Raw genomic sequence first — 15,968 nt, 5'->3', positions numbered from 1 at the left:
TCCAACAGGAATATGTGAACGTCGGGAAACGACACAAAAAAACCTTTCAGCACAAGGGCTGAAAGGTCATTGAGACGCGTATTGGCTTTGCCCTCGGTTCGCGTCTTAATCGTCGCGGTCATTGTTTGGGCAGAAGCGCGCGGTGCCGGTCGTTCAACCATCAGACGCAAAATATTGCGTCTCTACGACCTGTGAATTTGCCCCCTAAAACTTTGATTTAAAGCTTATACACCAACACAGCGGTTGGTGTCAGAAGGTACGCAAACCCTTCTCCTACTAACACTTGGCTCGTACCACCTTCTACTTTTGGTAGCGTCTGCCTACGTTCGGCCAGCGTATAGAGTTGAAAGAAGTGCAGTACCCCATCCGCCAGATAATACAGCTCATCACCACGAAAGCCTAACGCGCTTAAGCCGCTGAAGGGCAGCTTCTTGCGGTAGTTACCCAGGTTATCGAACACGAAGATGCCGCTGGTGCGGTCTACCAAATAGAGGTTGTTCTGATACTGCCGCAGGAAGCGGAAGTCGGGCTTGCTGCGGCCGATAATCAGATCTAGGGGCGTGGTCTGGCCGAAACGCTGGATCGTGGGGTCGAACTGACGTAGCGTCAGGTCGCTTTCGTCGAGCAACCAGAGCTTATCATCGGGAGCTAGCGTTGCCACCCGAACGAGGCCATCGAAATAGTCGCCGAGGCGAATTTGGGTGATAGGGGCCAAAAATCGATCGAGCAGGCGTATTTCCTGACGGTCGTCGTAAAAAGCCATGATTTTGGACACGTTCCAGGCTTCTAGCTGAGCGGTGTGACCCGGCAGAGGCGGCGAGTACACGTTCAGCGGCTGACCGTCGGGACCGTACTGATGAATATTATTCTGACCATCAGCTACATACAGGTTGCCGCGCCGATCCAAAGAAGCCGCGCCGGGCTGGCGCAGATTAATCGTGCGAACCAGCGTCCAGCCGTTGGCAGCAGAAGCGGCTGTGCTCTGGGGGGCAATGTTGCCTTTGTTCACCGAGTCGGGGGCGGTGCGGGAAGGCGGCACAATGGAGCCCGCGCGAGGCGCTGTGGTCTGGGCCTGCAAAGAGGTGGTCAGCAGTAATACGGCGAGCAAAGCCAGAAATTTGCCCCCCAGCAAGCGCTTACTGCTCAAAATGTTGCAAGGCCAGATTGTGTCCGTCATACACGGCATAAGAGCAATAATTGACCCACTCGCCTAGGTTAAGATAGCGGCTGCCGGGCGCTACGGGCACATCGAGCGGCAGGTGGCGGTGGCCAAAAACATAGTAGTCGTGGTGGTGGCGCTGCTCTATTTCGCGGCAGTACACCAGCAGCCACTCGTCTTCGCCAAAATACTTTTCATCGGCGGCTGCGTTCTGGATTCGGCTGCGGCGGCTCCATTTATTGGCCAACCCGATTCCGAAATTCGGATGCAGACGCGCAAACAACCACTGTGATACGGGACTAGCGAATACGCGCTTGAGCACTTTATACGTGTGATCCTTGGGCCCAAGCCCGTCGCCGTGTCCGATATGAAACAGCTGATTGCCAATGCGCTGGCTTACCGGGTGGCGCAGAATGGGGATGTTCAGCTCCTTGGTAAAATAATCGAACATCCACATATCGTGGTTGCCGGTGAAGAAGGTGACGGGCAGACCCGCGTCGGTGAGCTCGGCCAGCTTGCCCTGCAAACGGATAAAACCACGCGGCACGGCATGGCGATACTCAAACCAGAAGTCAAAGATGTCGCCCAGCAGATAAATGGCCCCCGCGTCCTGAGCCACCGTGTCGAGCCAGCGCACGATACGGCGCTCGCGCGCGGCGGAGCTGGCGGCGTCGGGGGCGCCGAGATGAAAGTCGGAGGCGAAGTACACCTTGCGGCCGGCCGGCAGCGCGAGGTCAGGTAGTTGCAAGGGGGGCGTCATCCAACAAAAACAACACGAGGCTGCGCGGACCATGCGCCCCGAGCACCAACGTTTTTTCAATATCAGCCGTGCGGCTGGGGCCTGTAGTCAGCGAAATCATGGAAGGCAGCCGGTCGCCGTAGCGCTTGGTCACCACCCCCAGCGCGTCGCCGATGTCGGGCACAATCTGAGACGTGCGAGCCAGCACCAGGTGCTGATCAGGGTAAATGCTCAGGCGGCGGCCGGCGGCCGAAGCGGCACTTACCAGGATGCTGCCCGTGCGGGCCACCAGTGCTTCGCAGGTGGTAAGGCCCGCGTCTGCTTTTTTGATAAAGTCGGCTTCGTCGCCGCTAAACGCCACGCCACCTTCGTGCAGCATCTTTTTCAACTCCGGCTCCCAAACGAAGAGGTTGTTCAGCTGCTTGTCTTTTTTGTAGACGAAAAGCTGATCGAAAAAGTGTTCTTCGGACTCACAGTAATAAAAAGCCCCCCGACCCTGGCAAAGCTCTGAGCAAAGTGAATAGCCAGATCATCGGTCAGGGGAGGGTGCAGCGGAGCGGAAAAATCGGGGGCAGCCGGCTGGGGCGCCGGTTGCAGCAGCGCCTCACGGATGCGGCGCAGCATACGGTCGCGGGAGGTTTCAGACATGACAGGCAAAGGTAGCAGAGTCAAACCAAGCAACGCCGCATTCTATATTGGACAAATGACGATTATTTTATATATTGATTACCAGTTATATAGCCTCTACACTCAATTTCCTACCCCGAATTATCGAAAGCAAAAACGCTCCTTATTCAGGCAAACGCCATGGCTCTCCTTATCAAGCGTGCACCACGAAGCCCTTTTGTAGCCGGCAGCACCTGGCGGCGGTATATTATTTTCTTTTGGGCGCTGCTCCTCTTCTCATTTGCCCCCCGCCCGCCAAGAAAGGCCTGCGCACCAAAAACGTCATCATCGTCGTCATCGACGGCCCCCGGTATTCCGAAACCTGGGGCGCCACGCCCGGCATAATTCCTCAGATGGCGACGCGACTGAAGCCGCGCGGCGTATTCTTTTCCAACTTCTACAACAACGGCTTCACTTACACCAACTCCGGCCACACGGCTCTCACTACGGGCATCAATCAGCCCATCGACAACTTTGAGGCGGAGTTGCCGCAGCAGCCCTCCATATTTCAGGTTTGGCGCAAAGCTACCGGCAAACCGGCCACCGCGGCCTGGCTCATTACCAGCAAAGACAAGCTGCACATATTAGCTAATACCCTGAACCCAGAATGGAAAGACCAGTTTCAGCCCTCCGTCGACTGCGGCATAAGTGGCCCCGGTAGCGGCTACCGCGCCGATTCGCTGACATTGGTAGCCGCAAAGCGAATTCTGACCCAGCACAAGCCTAACTTGGTGCTTATCAACTTTATGGAGCCCGATGGCTTCGCGCACGCTGCTAACTGGGAGAATTACCTCCGAGGTATTACACGCGATGATAAATACGTAGGCGAGTTGTACGATTTTTTGCAAAAAAACAGAGCATACCGAAACACCACGACTCTACTCATCACCAACGACCACGGCCGCCATCTCGATGGTATCGACGGAGGATTCGTGGACCACGGAGATGACTGCGAAGGGTGCCGACATATTAGTTTGCTTGCCCTAGGGCCAGACTTTAAGCGAGGCCGCACGCTAACCGAGACATACACTCTAACGGATGTGCCGTCTACGGTGGCTTATCTACTAGGATTTCCTCTGGAACAAAGCCAGGGAAAAGTAATTCAAGGCTTGTTTAAACGCTGATAATCAGCTATATTCAGAGTATTCCGACACAAAAAAGCAATTGCTGCACAGCTAGTTGCGACTTCATTCGGCACACCATTCAGCTTCTTCTTCTTCGCTATAAGATGGCATTTCGCTGTGATAGCCTGGATTTTATCGGTTATAGCAAGCCTTAGCCTGCTGCATTACCAGCCACAAACTGCACCGGCCGGTAATCAGGAAAAGGTATCTGCTGCTGCCAGCGAAAACCCCTTCTTTGCCCGAGACGATATAGTAGAACTCACGCTCGCGCTGCCCTTACAGAATATTTTGAAGGACCGCGGACCTACTCCTGGCTTTCATCCGGCTTTGCTTACGTATCGGGACACGGCGGCTGCCCTGAAAACGACGGCAGTACAGGTGAAGGTGCGTGGAAACCGGCGCAAAGACCCTACGGTGTGTGGCTTTCCGCCATTGCTGGTGAGCTTTCCGCCAGACATATTGGGTTCGCCTTTCGGTCAGGTAAAAGAGCTGAAACTCATCACGCATTGCCTGAGCGACACCTATACGCTGCGGGAGTATTTGGTGTACAAGGTCTACAATCTACTGACCGACAAGAGCTTTCGGGTAAGACTTTGCCGTATCACCTATAAGGATAACGCACGTAAAGGCAGAGCCGACGTGCATTACGCTTTCTTCCTGGAAGAGGCGAAAGCCATGGCCGCGCGCAACGATGCGACTCTGGTTCCAAAGCAGTTTTTCATCGGCATGGAACACATGAATCAGAAAGACATGGCCACGCTCGCGCTCTTTCAATATATGATAGGCAATACGGACTGGTCGGTGCCTTACCGGCACAACATCCGCATGCTGAGCATAAATCAGCAGGTAAAGCCCGTCGCGGTGGCTTATGATTTTGATTACAGTGGTATCGTGATGGCGCCATACGCCGTGCCTCCTGAGCAGCTTGGCATCACGTCGGTGCGGCAGCGCCTTTTTCGGGGCTACGACTTTCCGCCGGAGACGTATGCAGAGGCTATTAAGCTGTTTAACAGCCGAAGACCGGCTATTTATAATGTTTATCTGTCGTGTCCTTATCTAGACCAGGAGGAGAAGCTGTTCGCTACCAGGTATCTGGATGATTTTTATAAGACGCTGAATAACGCCAAAGACTTTGAGCGTAGCATTGTGCGTGCTGGAATCAGGAATGGCCAACGGTACACGAATGTCAAAGGATTAGAGTAATCCCTTTCGAAATTAGACGCAAAAAGCCCCCAGATACACATCTGGGGGGCTTTTTTGTATTTGCTCATTCTTATAATGTGGTTCCTACAGGCGTATCCTGACGGCCTTCGTTGCTCCCATCCGGGCCATAATCCAGGCCGGGCAGGTTGCTTTCGGGCAGGTCGTCGCTGAGCGGAATAGGGTGCTCATTTTTACGCTCGCTCAGGGTTTCGCTACGGTCGGTGCCAGCCATATGTGCCTGGTAGCTGGTCTGGGTGTCGTAAGGACGTTTGCCTACCAGACGCTCTAAGTCGTCTTGCAGCAGTACTTCCTTTTCCAGCAACTCTTTAGCTACAATTTCCAACTCATGGCGACGGTCGGTGAGCAGCGCTTTCGTGCGCTCATAAGCATCGGAGATGATGGTGCGTACTTCCTCGTCAATCATCTGGGAAGTAGCCTCAGAATACGGCTTGCTGAAACCATACTCATTCTGCCCTTCGAATCATAGAAGGAAATGTTGCCCAGCTTCTCGTTCATACCATACATGGTCACGATGCTGTAGGCCATCTTGGTAATACGCTCCAAGTCACTGAGGGCACCAGTCGATATTTTGCCGAACACTAAATCCTCAGCGGCACGACCACCAAGGGCCATGCACATCTCGTCGGTGAGCTGCTCCGTGTTATATAAGAACTGCTCGCGCGGAAGGTATTGAGCGTAACCCAATGCAGCCACGCCACGCGGTACAATACTCACTTTCACTAACGGATCGGCGTGCTCCAGGAACCAGCCAGCAATGGCGTGGCCAGCTTCGTGGTAAGCAACAATGCGCTTTTCGTTGGGCGAAATGATCTTGTTCTTCTTCTCCAAACCGCCAATCACGCGGTCAACGGCATCAGTGAAGTCCTGCATCGTTACCATCTTCTTGTCGCGGCGAGCGGCAATAAGGGCGGCTTCGTTGCAGACGTTAGCTATTTCAGCGCCGGCAAAACCAGGCGTTTGCGCAGCAAGCTTACGAGCATCCACATCCGGACCCAAGGTCAAGGGCTTCAAATGCACCTGGAAAATCTGGGTGCGGCCATTAATATCGGGCTTGTCAATGCTGATCTGACGGTCGAAACGACCGGGACGCAGCAAAGCGGAGTCAAGCGTGTCGGGGCGGTTAGTGGCTGCGAGGATGATAACGCCGGAATCAGTTCCGAAGCCATCCATTTCTACCAGCAGCGAGTTCAGTGTGTTCTCACGCTCATCGTTGCCACCGGGCATCTTTCCGCTGCTGCGGCTACGACCAATGGCGTCAATCTCGTCGATGAAGATGATACAAGGAGCTTTAGCTTTGGCTTGCTTAAACAAGTCACGTACGCGAGCAGCACCTACACCCACGAACATCTCTACGAAGTCGGAACCCGACAGCGAGAAGAAAGGCACGTCGGCTTCACCGGCTACGGCTTTTGCCATGAGAGTTTTACCCGTACCGGGAGGGCCTACAAGCAATGCGCCTTTCGGAATTTTGCCCCCCAGAACAGTGAATTTCGACGGGTTCCTCAAGAACTCTACGATTTCCTCTACTTCCTCTTTGGCTTCTTCCAAACCGGCCACGTCCTTAAAGGTGATCTTCACCTTGTCGCCACCCTCAAAGAGAGCTGCACGTGACTTGCCGATGTTGAAAATTTGCCCCCCAGGTCCGCCTGCCCCGCTCATGCGACGCATCAGGAACCAGAAACCAACCATCAGAAGGATAATTAAACCCCAGCTCGACAGTAAGCCGTAGCCATCCTGGCGCTGGTCGATATTCAGACCTACTTGCTGCTCGCGCGGCAGATTAGCCTGAATCTTATCAAGGTCTTCTTTAAAGGTTTTACCATCCACAACCCGGAAGGCAAACTGTGGGCCTTGCTCGAGGGTGAGCGGTCCGCGGCGGGACAACTCATCGTTGTATTTAGCGCTTTTGGCGGCTTCCGGCTTCAGCGTCACCTCTACGGCCCGGTCGTTCACGAGTGTTACGTCGCGCACGTCACCGGCAAGCAGCATTTGTTCAAACTTCTGCTGGTTGATGTCAACGGTAGAGTTGCTGCGGTTGAAATAGAACATCGCGAAGATGAACAATACCAACCCGCCCAGCACCAAAAGCTGCATGCTCGGCCGCGGCGTGGGCGTCGGTAGCATGGGCTTTTTCTTTTTGGGTGTTGTATTAGGCATGAATGAGATATGTCAGGGAAAGACAAAGGCGGAACACGCCGCCTGCGCTATTTGTTCGGTCCCACTGTGTTAGGAACAGAGACGTTTTCCTCCTCTAAATACTTTATATCCGCATCGCCCCACAGCTCTTCCAGAGCGTAGAACTGACGACGGTCGCGCAGAAAAACGTGCACTACTACATCTACGTAGTCCAGCAGAACCCACTCACGGTTGGTCCGTCCTTCGGTTTGCCAAGGATTCTGACCAGTTATCTTTTCTACTTCTTCTTCTACTGAGCGGGCAATGGCATCAAGCTGGGTGTCGGAGGAAGCGGAGCAGATAACGAAGTAATCGGCAACGGCGTTCTTAAGTTCCTTAAGGTTTAGCACTACAATGTCAACTGCCTTTTTCTCCTGCATGCCGCGCACGACTACATCTGCCAAACTGTCCGAATCTTGCCGAACCAGGGTACTTTTCATAGGGTATTGTTAGGTTTGAAATCACAAAGTAAGAAAATCAGGCGGTGGTTATTTCCCCCAAACCCTCTTCACGGGCCAACAGCTAATCTGGTTGCCCGAATGTGCCTCTACAAACACGGAGGCACAGCGCTTAATTGGCCAAAACCGCGCCACCGACGGCTGCGTGGTCATTACCGACAAACAGACCGCCGGCCGCGGCCAACGTGGCAACCGCTGGGAAGCCCAGCCCGGCGAAAACCTGACGATGTCGGTCGTCTGGCGCCCCACGTTCTTAGCCGTCCCCGATCAGTTTCAGCTTAGTCAGGCCGTAGCCCTAGCCGTGTACGACTGGGCTAGTGGTCTGCTCGGCCCCGACCCCGCGCTTCGGGTGAAGTGGCCAAACGATATTTTCTTCGGCGAGCAAAAGCTGGGGGGCATTTTAATTGAAAACACCCTAAGCGGCCCTAAAATTCAATCTAGTATAGCAGGTATTGGCTTAAATATAAACCAGCGCGAATTTGCAGTGCCTACAGCTACGTCTTTGGCTGGTCTTACGGGCAGGCAATATGCACTGCCCGCGCTGGCTAATCGGCTGCTGGAGTGCCTGGAGAAACGCTATTTGCAGCTACGGGCCGGGCAGGTTGCAGCTTTGCACAGAGCTTATCTGCAGGTGCTGTACCGCTACCAGGAGCCTCGCCTTTATGAAGTTGACGGACAACCACTAACAGGCCGAATTCAAGGTGTAGATGAAGCCGGACAGCTGCTTGTGGAAATAGCTGGACAACAGCGGGCCTTCGGTTTACAACAGATAAAATACTTGCCTAATCTTCAATCGAAATAAATTCAAAGTCGATAAAAGCACGGTTTTCGTCTAGATAAACTGGCTGTTAATCTATAATACATAGTGACATCTTATTTTTTAAGTACATTCAAATAAATTAATGGGACAATAAACCTTCTTGCAACCTTTGCATCTAAGGAAGTATCTATTTGCTGAGCTAATAGGCGCCTTTTAAGCAGGCACGGTGCTTGTTTTACTAGGCGGCATAAAGCCCAGAAGCTTCTTAAATACACTACGACATCTACTTGGTTGCCTCCCGGCACCAAGTTTACTTGAGCCAACCACCATGATCATCTCTACTCGTTTATTATTAGTGCTGACGCTGTTTCTGGCGCAGCTTTCGGCGGTTGCCACTACGGTGCATCCGCCCCAATACCCGCCACCGATAAGTGATGACGCCCCGCAACAATATCAGATGGGGCTGGGCAGCCGCTCAAGCCGCCTGACCACTCCGCTGCGCACAGAATTTTCTACTAATACTTTTCGGAATACGCCTTTCAGCAACGTACCTGCGCCAACCATTTTTGCGTTCCGCAGCCCATTCTCGAGTCTTAAAGGTCAGGCGGCCGCAAATTCCGGCAATGCGCCAGCGCCTGTGCAGGAAGCACGAGTTAACGTTCCAACGCTAAGCGTATATCCTAATCCAGCACGTGGGATGGTAGTGGTCAGCCTTTCGCAGGCCCCAGGCCCCGACTACAAGTTCCGCCTCAGCAATATCATCGGCCGCGAAGTGCGTACGCTGACGCTCCGCCCCGACTTGGCAAGCACCGGTATTGCCATGAACCTCTCTGACCTGCCAGCCGGCATGTACTTCTACAGTCTGCTCGTAAACGACAAAGTGGTAAGCACGAAGCGTTTGGTATTGCAGAATTAAGCTAGGCAATCTTACAATTGGTCGTCATGCCGTACGCTGTATGACGTTCTTTTATATCACTTCACACATCCTAAAAAGCAGCCGAACCCATCGGCTGCTTTTTTTATGCGTCAAAAACGGATCAGAAACGAACTGGGGGGCAAATCTGCGGTACCGCCGGATTTATTATCTACTTTTGGCCCTTCTCTGACCAAGCAAGTATGCACCGTTATAAAAGTCTGAATAACCTCGTTGGCTGGCTCGTATTTGCCATTGCCACACTTACTTACCTGATTACCCTGGAGCCCACCGCCAGCTACTGGGACTGCGGCGAGTTCATTGCCTGCTCCTACAAGCTGCTCGTACCGCACCCGCCGGGCGCCCCTACCTTCCTTTTGCTGGGCCGCATTTTCTCCCTGTTTTCTTTTGGCGATGTCACCAAGGTGGCGGTTCTGGTCAATGCGCTATCGGCGCTGAGCAGCTCGTTTACGGTGCTCTTCCTGTTCTGGACCATTACCATGCTGGCCAAAAAGCTGGTAATGCACCGCGCCGTACCAAACCTGGAGCCTAATCTGGAGCCAACGTTCGGCCAAACCCTGCTGATTCTGGGGGCCGGTGCTGTGGGCGCGCTGGCTTTTGCCTTCTCCGATTCGTTCTGGTTTAACGCCGTGGAAGGTGAGGTTTACGCTATGTCGTCGCTGTGTACGGCGGTGGTTGTCTGGATTATGCTGAAGTGGGAAAACCGCGCCCACGAGGCTGATTCCGATAAGTGGCTGATTCTGATTGCCTATATCATTGGCTTATCCATTGGCGTCCACTTGCTCAACCTGTTGGCGCTGCCGGCACTGGGTTTCATTTATTACTACCGTCGCACGGCCAATCCTACCCTGCTGGGGGGCATTTTGACGCTGGTCGTGAGTATGGTTATCGTGGGGTCCATTCTGGCGGGTATCATTCCTGGCTTGCCAACTATTGCTGGTGCGTTCGAGGTGTTCTTCGTGAACAGCGTGGGTCTTCCTTTCAACTGGGGCGTTATCATTTTCGTCCTGCTGCTGCTGGCTATCATTTATTTTGGCTTCCGGTACTCCTTCCGCAAGGGCAGCCAGCTCGTGAACACCGGTATGCTGGTGTTCGTGTTTATTCTGATCGGCTACTCCTCATATCTGATTGTACCGATTCGCTCGGGCTTCAACCCCACCATCGACGAGAACAAGCCCGACGATGTGCTCTCCTTTGTGAGCTACCTCAAGCGCGAGCAGTACGGCGACCGGCCTTTGCTTTATGGTCCGCAGTTCAGTGCTCAGCCCGTTGATCAGATTGAAGGTGCGCCGCGCTACGTGCGCGAGGGCGACAAATATGTAATTGCGGAACGTCGCCTTGAAACGATCTATCGGCCTGAAGACAAGATGCTGCTGCCGCGCCTCTACAGCCCGCAGCCCGACCATATCCGCTACTATCAGAAGTGGGTTGATGTGCAGCCGGAAGTGAAGCCCACGATGGGCCAGAACCTGAGCTTCCTGTTCCGCTACCAGATGGGCCATATGTACTGGCGCTATTTCCTCTGGAATTTCGTGGGCCGCGAAAGCGACGTGCAGCAGGCGGGCGTAGTGTGGCCTACCAGCGCTAGCGCAAGTGAGTTGCCCGTGCGTATTGGTGGCAGCAAAGCGCACAACAACTTCCTGGCTATTCCCCTGATTCTGGGTCTAGTAGGCTTGTTCTTCCACGCTCAGCGTGACGGCCGCAATGCCTTCATTGTGGGCCTTTTGTTCTTGTTTACGGGCTTAGCCATTGTGCTTTACCTGAACCAGCCGCCTATTGAGCCGCGCGAGCGTGACTACACTTTCACAGGCTCAACTTATGCCTTTGCTATCTGGATTGGGCTGGGTGTGATTGGCTTGGCGGAGCTACTGCGCAGTGTGCTCAAAGCCGATACAGTGCGGGCTGGCGTAGCGTTGGCACTTGGCCTTTTGGCCCCCGGCATCATGGCCGCCCAAGGTTGGGACGACCACGACCGCTCCGACCGTTACAGCTCCGTCGATTCGGCCAAGAACCTGCTCAACTCACTGGCCCCGAATGCTATCCTGTTCACAAACGGCGACAATGACACCTTCCCGCTATGGTACGCGCAAGAGGTGGAAGGCGTCCGGACGGATGTGCGCGTGGCGGTACTCAGCTATCTGAACACCGATTGGTACATCGAGCAGATGCGTCGGCGCGCCTATAAGTCGCAGCCGCTGCCTATTTCGATGAAGCCGCAGAACTACGTGCAGGGCACCAACGATTATCTGCCTTTTGTAGAAAATCCGGCTGTGCAGCAGGTCAATCTGAAGGAGTTTATTCAGCTGGTTGATGAAAATAGCCCCCTACTGCAAGTTCAAACCCAGAGCGGCCGTTCGCTGCTGTCATTTCCTACCAAGAAGTTTTTCCTGCCCGTCGATACGGCCGCGGTGATGCGCTCCGGCATTATTCCGGCGGAGCGCCGCAAGCAGCTTGTGCCCCGCATGGAGTGGGACATGGGCGGCGGCGCCATCGAGAAGAAAAACCTAGTGATTCTGGATATGCTGGCCACCAGCAACTGGCAGCGGCCCATCTACTTCTCCAGCACCGTCGTGCCCTCCGACATGATGAACTTGCAACCTTACTTCCAGCTGGAAGGCATGGCTTATCGCATTTTGCCGGCCCGCGACCCTAATTATGACCCGCGCGGCAACGAGGGCTATGTGGCCAAAGACCTCATGTTTGAGAACATGATGAAGAAGTTTGCCTTCCGCAACCTCAACGACCCCAACGTTTACTACGACGAGAACAGCCTGCGCTTCCCGGCTAACTATCGGGAGAAGTTTGCCCGCCTGACTGAGGCTTACTTAGAGGCCGGCGACAAAGTGAAAGCCAAGCAGATACTGAACAAGGCCTTCACGGTAATGCCTGATGCGTCGATTCCGTATGATTACTACACGCCCCAATTTGTAGGGCCGCTCGTAGCCGTAGGTGAGCGGAAAAAAGCCACCGATATTCTGGACACGATGACCAATCGCGCGCAGCAGGCGCTGGCCTATTACTCAACCACGAATGGCAGCCTGTTTGAGATGGAAATTCAGAGTAATCTGCTTACCCTGCAAAGCGTGTATCAGGCCGCCGAGCAGATCAAGGATCAGGCACGCGCAGCCAAGGCAGTGGAACTGCTGAATCAGTATTATCCTCGTCAATAAAGCAAAGGGTAATTCGCTTTCGGGATTCGACTAGTCGCGTTTCCGTAAAAAAGCCCCCCAGCAGTATACTGGGGGGCTTTTTTAGTAGCGATTAATTATAATTACTGGCTAGCCGTAAAATTCGTTTAAGGCTGCATACGCCATACTCTATGACCAAACGCCCCTTCTTGCTACTCCTCTGCTTTTGGGTTTGCCTGATAGCCAGCAGGCCCGCCGCCAGCCGCCGCGACTTTGCTGGCCAGTATAGCCTGGCGCGTCGGGTAGTAGTCGATACCCGGCGTGAGGCCGATAGCTTGCGTTTGTATGTGCGTTTTCCTAACGGGAGCGTAGTCGGGTCGGGGCAGCCGCTGCGAATGGCGGTGTGGCCGAGCTACGATGCTCAACAGCCCGTGTGGCAAGACTCAGTAAGTCAGCTTACTAAGCATACTAAACGCGTGGGCACGGCGGCTCTGGTTGAGTTTTGTGTTCCGATGGCTCGACTGCGGGCCGGGCAAGTGCTAAGTCTGCAACCGGGCCCCAACGCCGCCGACACGGGCGACGAGGCCTGGCTCCTACTCACCGTCGAGCGATTAGCACGGCCCTTCATTCTCGTCGATTCGATGGGTGCTCCTCTCATGCGCCGCTATGTTCACGCCAGCGAGCCATTTGAAGTTAGCACCTTCGGCCTCGATCAACCCTTGCTGCTGCGGCGCTATGCCAGCAATTTCACCGCAGCTTTGCCCCCTATGACCAATCCGGCAGCCCAGCCACCGGCTCCGCGCACTCTGGGGGTTCAGGATTCTATCATCTTTCAGGCTGGGCAGCTGGTGGCATTGCAGCGGGCCGGTTTGTATTTGCTCAATAGTGGCTCAAGCGGTCCGGCCAGCAGCTTATTAGTCGAGGAGAATAACTTCCCAGAGCTGACTACTGCTGCTGATTTGATTCAGCCGCTTATTTACCTGACATCGTCCGTTGAACGCAAAAAACTGTATGATGCTCCTTCACCCAAAAAAGCGGTAGACCAATTTTGGCTTAATGCAGCCAACAGGCAGCAGGCCGGAGCCCGTCAGCTCATTCGCACGTATTATGGTCGGGTGGCAGCCGCTAACCAGCTTTTCTCCGCTTATAAAGCCGGTTGGATGACGGATCGGGGCATGCTTTACGTGGTGATGGGGCCGCCCGACGCGGTGTACCGCACAGCTAGTGAAGAGCGCTGGATCTACCGCCAGCCTGACGTGGGCAACAGCACTTATGTGTTCCGCGCCAAACCCAGTACCTTTGCACCCGAACACTATGAATTGGTGCGCCGACCCGAGCACGAAATGCTTTGGTATGCCGCCGTGGAGCAATGGAGAAAAGCCCTGACGAACGCCCGTCCCGCCCGCTGAACGAGCAGCGCCGCACCTTTTACGATGAAAACGGTACGCGCCACGAGCCCCGCCGCGACCGTGACCGGCCAGAGGCTGCCCGCTCCGGAAACTCAGGATCCAAGCCTGACTATAAGCCACGCTATCCGCACCGCCCCGCCGCCGACCGCAGCATCGATATGTTGTTTGGCTTGCGTCCTATCCAGGAAGCCCTGAGTGCCGGGCGCACGCTGGAGAAGATTTATCTGCTGCGTGGCACCAAAAACAGCATTACCCAGGAAATAACGGAGTTGGCCAAAGCCGCTACGATTCCGGTGTCGCTGGTGCCGCTGGAGAAGCTCAACGACCTGACGCGCAAAAATCACCAGGGCGCGGTTGCCTTCGTTTCCCCTATCGATTACGCCCCCCTAGACAGTATTCTGGCGGGCTTATTTGAGGCAGGCAAAACGCCCTTGCTCCTATTACTTGATCGGGTAACCGATGTGCGAAACTTTGGAGCTATTGCCCGTAATGCTGAGTGTTTGGGCGTACACGCCATCGTAGTGCCCAGCCGGGGCGCTGCCCAAATCAATGGCGATGCGCTGAAAACTTCTGCTGGCGCCTTAAACCTAATTCCGGTGTGCCGGGAGCCTAATTTGAAGGAAACCATCAGCTTTCTGCAACATTCGGGCGTGCAGGTGGTGGCCTGTACGGAAAAGGCCGATACCAGCCTCGAAACCGCCAGTGTAGACTTTACTGGCCCCGTGGCAGTGCTCATGGGTAGCGAGGAGGACGGTATTTCGCCCGAATATTTGCGACTGGCTGACTATAAAGTGCGCATTCCAATGGCTGGCCAAATTGGCTCCCTGAATGTGTCGGTAGCCAGCGGCATTATGCTGTTTGAAGTGCTGCGTCAACGGCTTATGTCAGTTGATAAATAACAATTATCATTTATTAAACCACGTAGTAATCAACCAAAAAGCCCCCAGATAAATCCTGGGGGCTTTTTGGTTATCGACAAGTCAAACGCTAACCTGTTAATTGTTAAATGACTTAGTTGTAGCCGCTGCCTTTTTTGGCCCGGACATCGGCCACGAATTCTTTCACTCGCTGCTCTTCCGTGCGCTTGCAAATGAGCAACACGTTATCGTATTCAGCGACGATATAGCCTTCCAAACCCTGCACTACAACCAGGCGTTCAGACGGCGTTTTGATGACGCACTCGCGGGTATCATACAGAATGACATCGCCATCTATCACGTTGCCATTCTCATCGCCCCGGCCGATGCGGTGCAGTGAATCCCAGGTACCTAGGTCGCTCCAGCCGAAGTCGGCGGGCAGCACGTACACGTTGTCGGCCTTTTCCATGATGCCGTAGTCGATGCTGATGTTGCGGCAGCGGGAATATGCATTAGTAATAAAATCTGCTTCCTTACTGGTTCCCAGCTGATCGAGCCCTTCATCAAACACCTCCGCAATGTCGCCGAGGTATTGATGGAAAGCCTGCAAAATCACTTCGGCCCGCCAGATAAATAAGCCGGAGTTCCACAGGAAGTCACCGCTATTCACAAACATCTTCGCCAGCTCCAGATTTGGCTTTTCGGTGAAGGTTTTCACCTTCCGCAGGCTGCCATACAGCTCGCTCTGGTCGCCATCAATAAACTGAATGTAGCCGTAGCCAGTATCGGGGCGGGAAGGCTGAATGCCGAGCGTGATGAGAATATCCTGGGCGCGGGCGCTTGCCACAGCCTGGCTGATGATGCCCCGAAACTCCTCCTCACGCTGCACGGCATGGTCCGCGGGCGTTACGATGATGACTGCTTTTGGGTCGCGCTGCGCGATGCGGTAGCTGGCGTAGGCAATGCAGGGCGCCGTGTTTCGGCCAATTGGCTCGCCCAAAATCTGGTCGGGGGGCAAATCAGGCAAGTGCTGCTGCACCAACTCGCTATAATCGCGGTTGGTTACTACAAAAACATTCTCTAGGGGGCAAATTCCGGTAAACCGATCTACAGTAAGCTGCAGCATCGACCGACCGACTCCCATTACATCGTGAAACTGTTTGGGATGATTCGTGCGGCTAAAGGGCCAAAAGCGGCTACCGATGCCGCCCGCCATCACGACGAGATACGTATTTTGAGTCATAGAGCAGGCCTCACCGAAGCCGGGTTAAAGTAAGATCAGAAGCGAAGGTCCGAAATATTTCAGGGTTGCGCCCCTTCTGCATGAATCTGGCC

13 protein-coding genes and 1 pseudogene are annotated in these 15,968 nt (G+C 54.3%); 7 read left to right on the top strand and 7 right to left on the bottom strand.

The genetic code is table 11. From position 1 onward, the window contains the following. Positions 1-217: 217 nt before the first annotated feature. Genes H9L05_RS11120 through H9L05_RS23565 form a run of 4 tightly spaced genes read right to left on the bottom strand, consistent with a single transcriptional unit; the run spans position 218 to position 2,546 of the window. Entirely contained in the window at positions 218-1,177 is a 960-nt protein-coding gene (locus H9L05_RS11120; protein WP_187731063.1) for an NHL repeat-containing protein, read from the bottom strand. Next, positions 1,137-1,919, bottom strand: a complete 783-nt coding sequence (locus H9L05_RS11115) for a UDP-2,3-diacylglucosamine diphosphatase (protein WP_187731062.1) — start codon at positions 1,917-1,919, stop codon at positions 1,137-1,139. Before H9L05_RS11115 ends, H9L05_RS11120 begins: the two co-directional genes overlap by 41 nt. After that, positions 1,894-2,277, bottom strand: coding sequence for a LutC/YkgG family protein (locus H9L05_RS23570; RefSeq protein WP_223284941.1), 384 nt, complete (start codon positions 2,275-2,277; stop codon positions 1,894-1,896). The genes H9L05_RS11115 and H9L05_RS23570 overlap by 26 nt, the downstream gene beginning before the upstream one ends. A 35-nt stretch (positions 2,278-2,312) precedes the next feature. Beyond that, positions 2,313-2,546, bottom strand: coding sequence for a hypothetical protein (locus H9L05_RS23565; RefSeq protein WP_223284369.1), 234 nt, complete (start codon positions 2,544-2,546; stop codon positions 2,313-2,315). A 236-nt stretch (positions 2,547-2,782) separates the two neighbouring features. On the opposite strand from H9L05_RS23565, the gene H9L05_RS11105 reads away from it, so the two are divergent. Beyond that, positions 2,783-3,688: a sulfatase-like hydrolase/transferase gene (locus H9L05_RS11105; RefSeq protein ID WP_223284368.1), complete on the top strand. Its 906-nt coding sequence runs from the start codon at positions 2,783-2,785 to the stop codon at positions 3,686-3,688. Positions 3,689-3,805: 117 nt separating this feature from the next. Further along, positions 3,806-4,891, top strand: coding sequence for a hypothetical protein (locus H9L05_RS11100; protein ID WP_187731061.1), 1,086 nt, complete (start codon positions 3,806-3,808; stop codon positions 4,889-4,891). 70 nt (positions 4,892-4,961) lie between these two features. On the opposite strand, the pseudogene ftsH reads toward H9L05_RS11100, so the two are convergent. After that, a pseudogene (gene ftsH, locus H9L05_RS11095) lies at positions 4,962-7,069 on the bottom strand (ATP-dependent zinc metalloprotease FtsH). A 47-nt stretch (positions 7,070-7,116) separates the two neighbouring features. Continuing rightward, positions 7,117-7,527, bottom strand: coding sequence for a ribosome silencing factor (rsfS, locus tag H9L05_RS11090; RefSeq protein ID WP_187309983.1), 411 nt, complete (start codon positions 7,525-7,527; stop codon positions 7,117-7,119). Between the two features lie 91 nt (positions 7,528-7,618). Here rsfS and H9L05_RS11085 point away from each other — a divergent pair, with 91 nt between their 5' ends. The 5 genes from H9L05_RS11085 to rlmB all read left to right on the top strand — a co-directional run bounded on the left by H9L05_RS11085 (position 7,619) and on the right by rlmB (position 14,675). Beyond that, on the top strand, positions 7,619-8,347 hold the full coding sequence (locus tag H9L05_RS11085) for a biotin--[acetyl-CoA-carboxylase] ligase (protein WP_223284367.1): 729 nt from the start codon (positions 7,619-7,621) through the stop codon (positions 8,345-8,347). A 286-nt stretch (positions 8,348-8,633) separates the two neighbouring features. Beyond that, positions 8,634-9,221, top strand: a complete 588-nt coding sequence (locus H9L05_RS11080) for a T9SS type A sorting domain-containing protein (protein WP_187731060.1) — start codon at positions 8,634-8,636, stop codon at positions 9,219-9,221. 200 nt (positions 9,222-9,421) lie between these two features. After that, a complete protein-coding gene (locus tag H9L05_RS11075) occupies positions 9,422-12,409 on the top strand; it encodes a glycosyltransferase family 117 protein (protein WP_187731059.1) in 2,988 nt (995 codons plus the stop codon). Between the two features lie 149 nt (positions 12,410-12,558). Next, on the top strand, positions 12,559-13,776 hold the full coding sequence (locus H9L05_RS11070; RefSeq protein ID WP_187731058.1) for a GWxTD domain-containing protein: 1,218 nt from the start codon (positions 12,559-12,561) through the stop codon (positions 13,774-13,776). Continuing rightward, positions 13,737-14,675, top strand: a complete 939-nt coding sequence (gene rlmB, locus H9L05_RS11065; protein ID WP_223284366.1) for a 23S rRNA (guanosine(2251)-2'-O)-methyltransferase RlmB — start codon at positions 13,737-13,739, stop codon at positions 14,673-14,675. The genes H9L05_RS11070 and rlmB overlap by 40 nt, the downstream gene beginning before the upstream one ends. 112 nt (positions 14,676-14,787) lie before the next feature. Here rlmB and H9L05_RS11060 read toward each other — a convergent pair whose 3' ends face one another. After that, a complete protein-coding gene (locus H9L05_RS11060; RefSeq protein ID WP_187731057.1) occupies positions 14,788-15,876 on the bottom strand; it encodes a mannose-1-phosphate guanylyltransferase in 1,089 nt (362 codons plus the stop codon). Between the last annotated feature and the right edge of the window lie 92 nt (positions 15,877-15,968).

Origin of the sequence: Hymenobacter qilianensis, from assembly GCF_014489555.1 — a bacterium.
Lineage (GTDB): Bacteria > Bacteroidota > Bacteroidia > Cytophagales > Hymenobacteraceae > Hymenobacter > Hymenobacter qilianensis.
Note: the sequence above shows the minus strand (reverse complement) of the source record. Positions and strands in the feature narration are given on the sequence as shown.

Bases quoted from the DNA above. Each gene is read 5' to 3' on its own strand.
- H9L05_RS11120 (WP_187731063.1), bottom strand. From the start codon at position 1,177: ATGACGGACACAATCTGGCCTTGCAACATTTTGAGCAGTAAGCGCTTG.
- H9L05_RS11115 (WP_187731062.1), bottom strand. From the start codon at position 1,919: ATGACGCCCCCCTTGCAACTACCTGACCTCGCGCTGCCGGCCGGCCGC.
- H9L05_RS23570 (WP_223284941.1), bottom strand. From the start codon at position 2,277: ATGCTGCACGAAGGTGGCGTGGCGTTTAGCGGCGACGAAGCCGACTTT.
- H9L05_RS23565 (WP_223284369.1), bottom strand. From the start codon at position 2,546: ATGTCTGAAACCTCCCGCGACCGTATGCTGCGCCGCATCCGTGAGGCG.
- rsfS (WP_187309983.1), bottom strand. From the start codon at position 7,527: ATGAAAAGTACCCTGGTTCGGCAAGATTCGGACAGTTTGGCAGATGTA.
- H9L05_RS11080 (WP_187731060.1), top strand. From the start codon at position 8,634: ATGATCATCTCTACTCGTTTATTATTAGTGCTGACGCTGTTTCTGGCG.
- H9L05_RS11075 (WP_187731059.1), top strand. From the start codon at position 9,422: ATGCACCGTTATAAAAGTCTGAATAACCTCGTTGGCTGGCTCGTATTT.
- H9L05_RS11070 (WP_187731058.1), top strand. From the start codon at position 12,559: ATGACCAAACGCCCCTTCTTGCTACTCCTCTGCTTTTGGGTTTGCCTG.
- rlmB (WP_223284366.1), top strand. From the start codon at position 13,737: ATGGAGAAAAGCCCTGACGAACGCCCGTCCCGCCCGCTGAACGAGCAG.
- H9L05_RS11060 (WP_187731057.1), bottom strand. From the start codon at position 15,876: ATGACTCAAAATACGTATCTCGTCGTGATGGCGGGCGGCATCGGTAGC.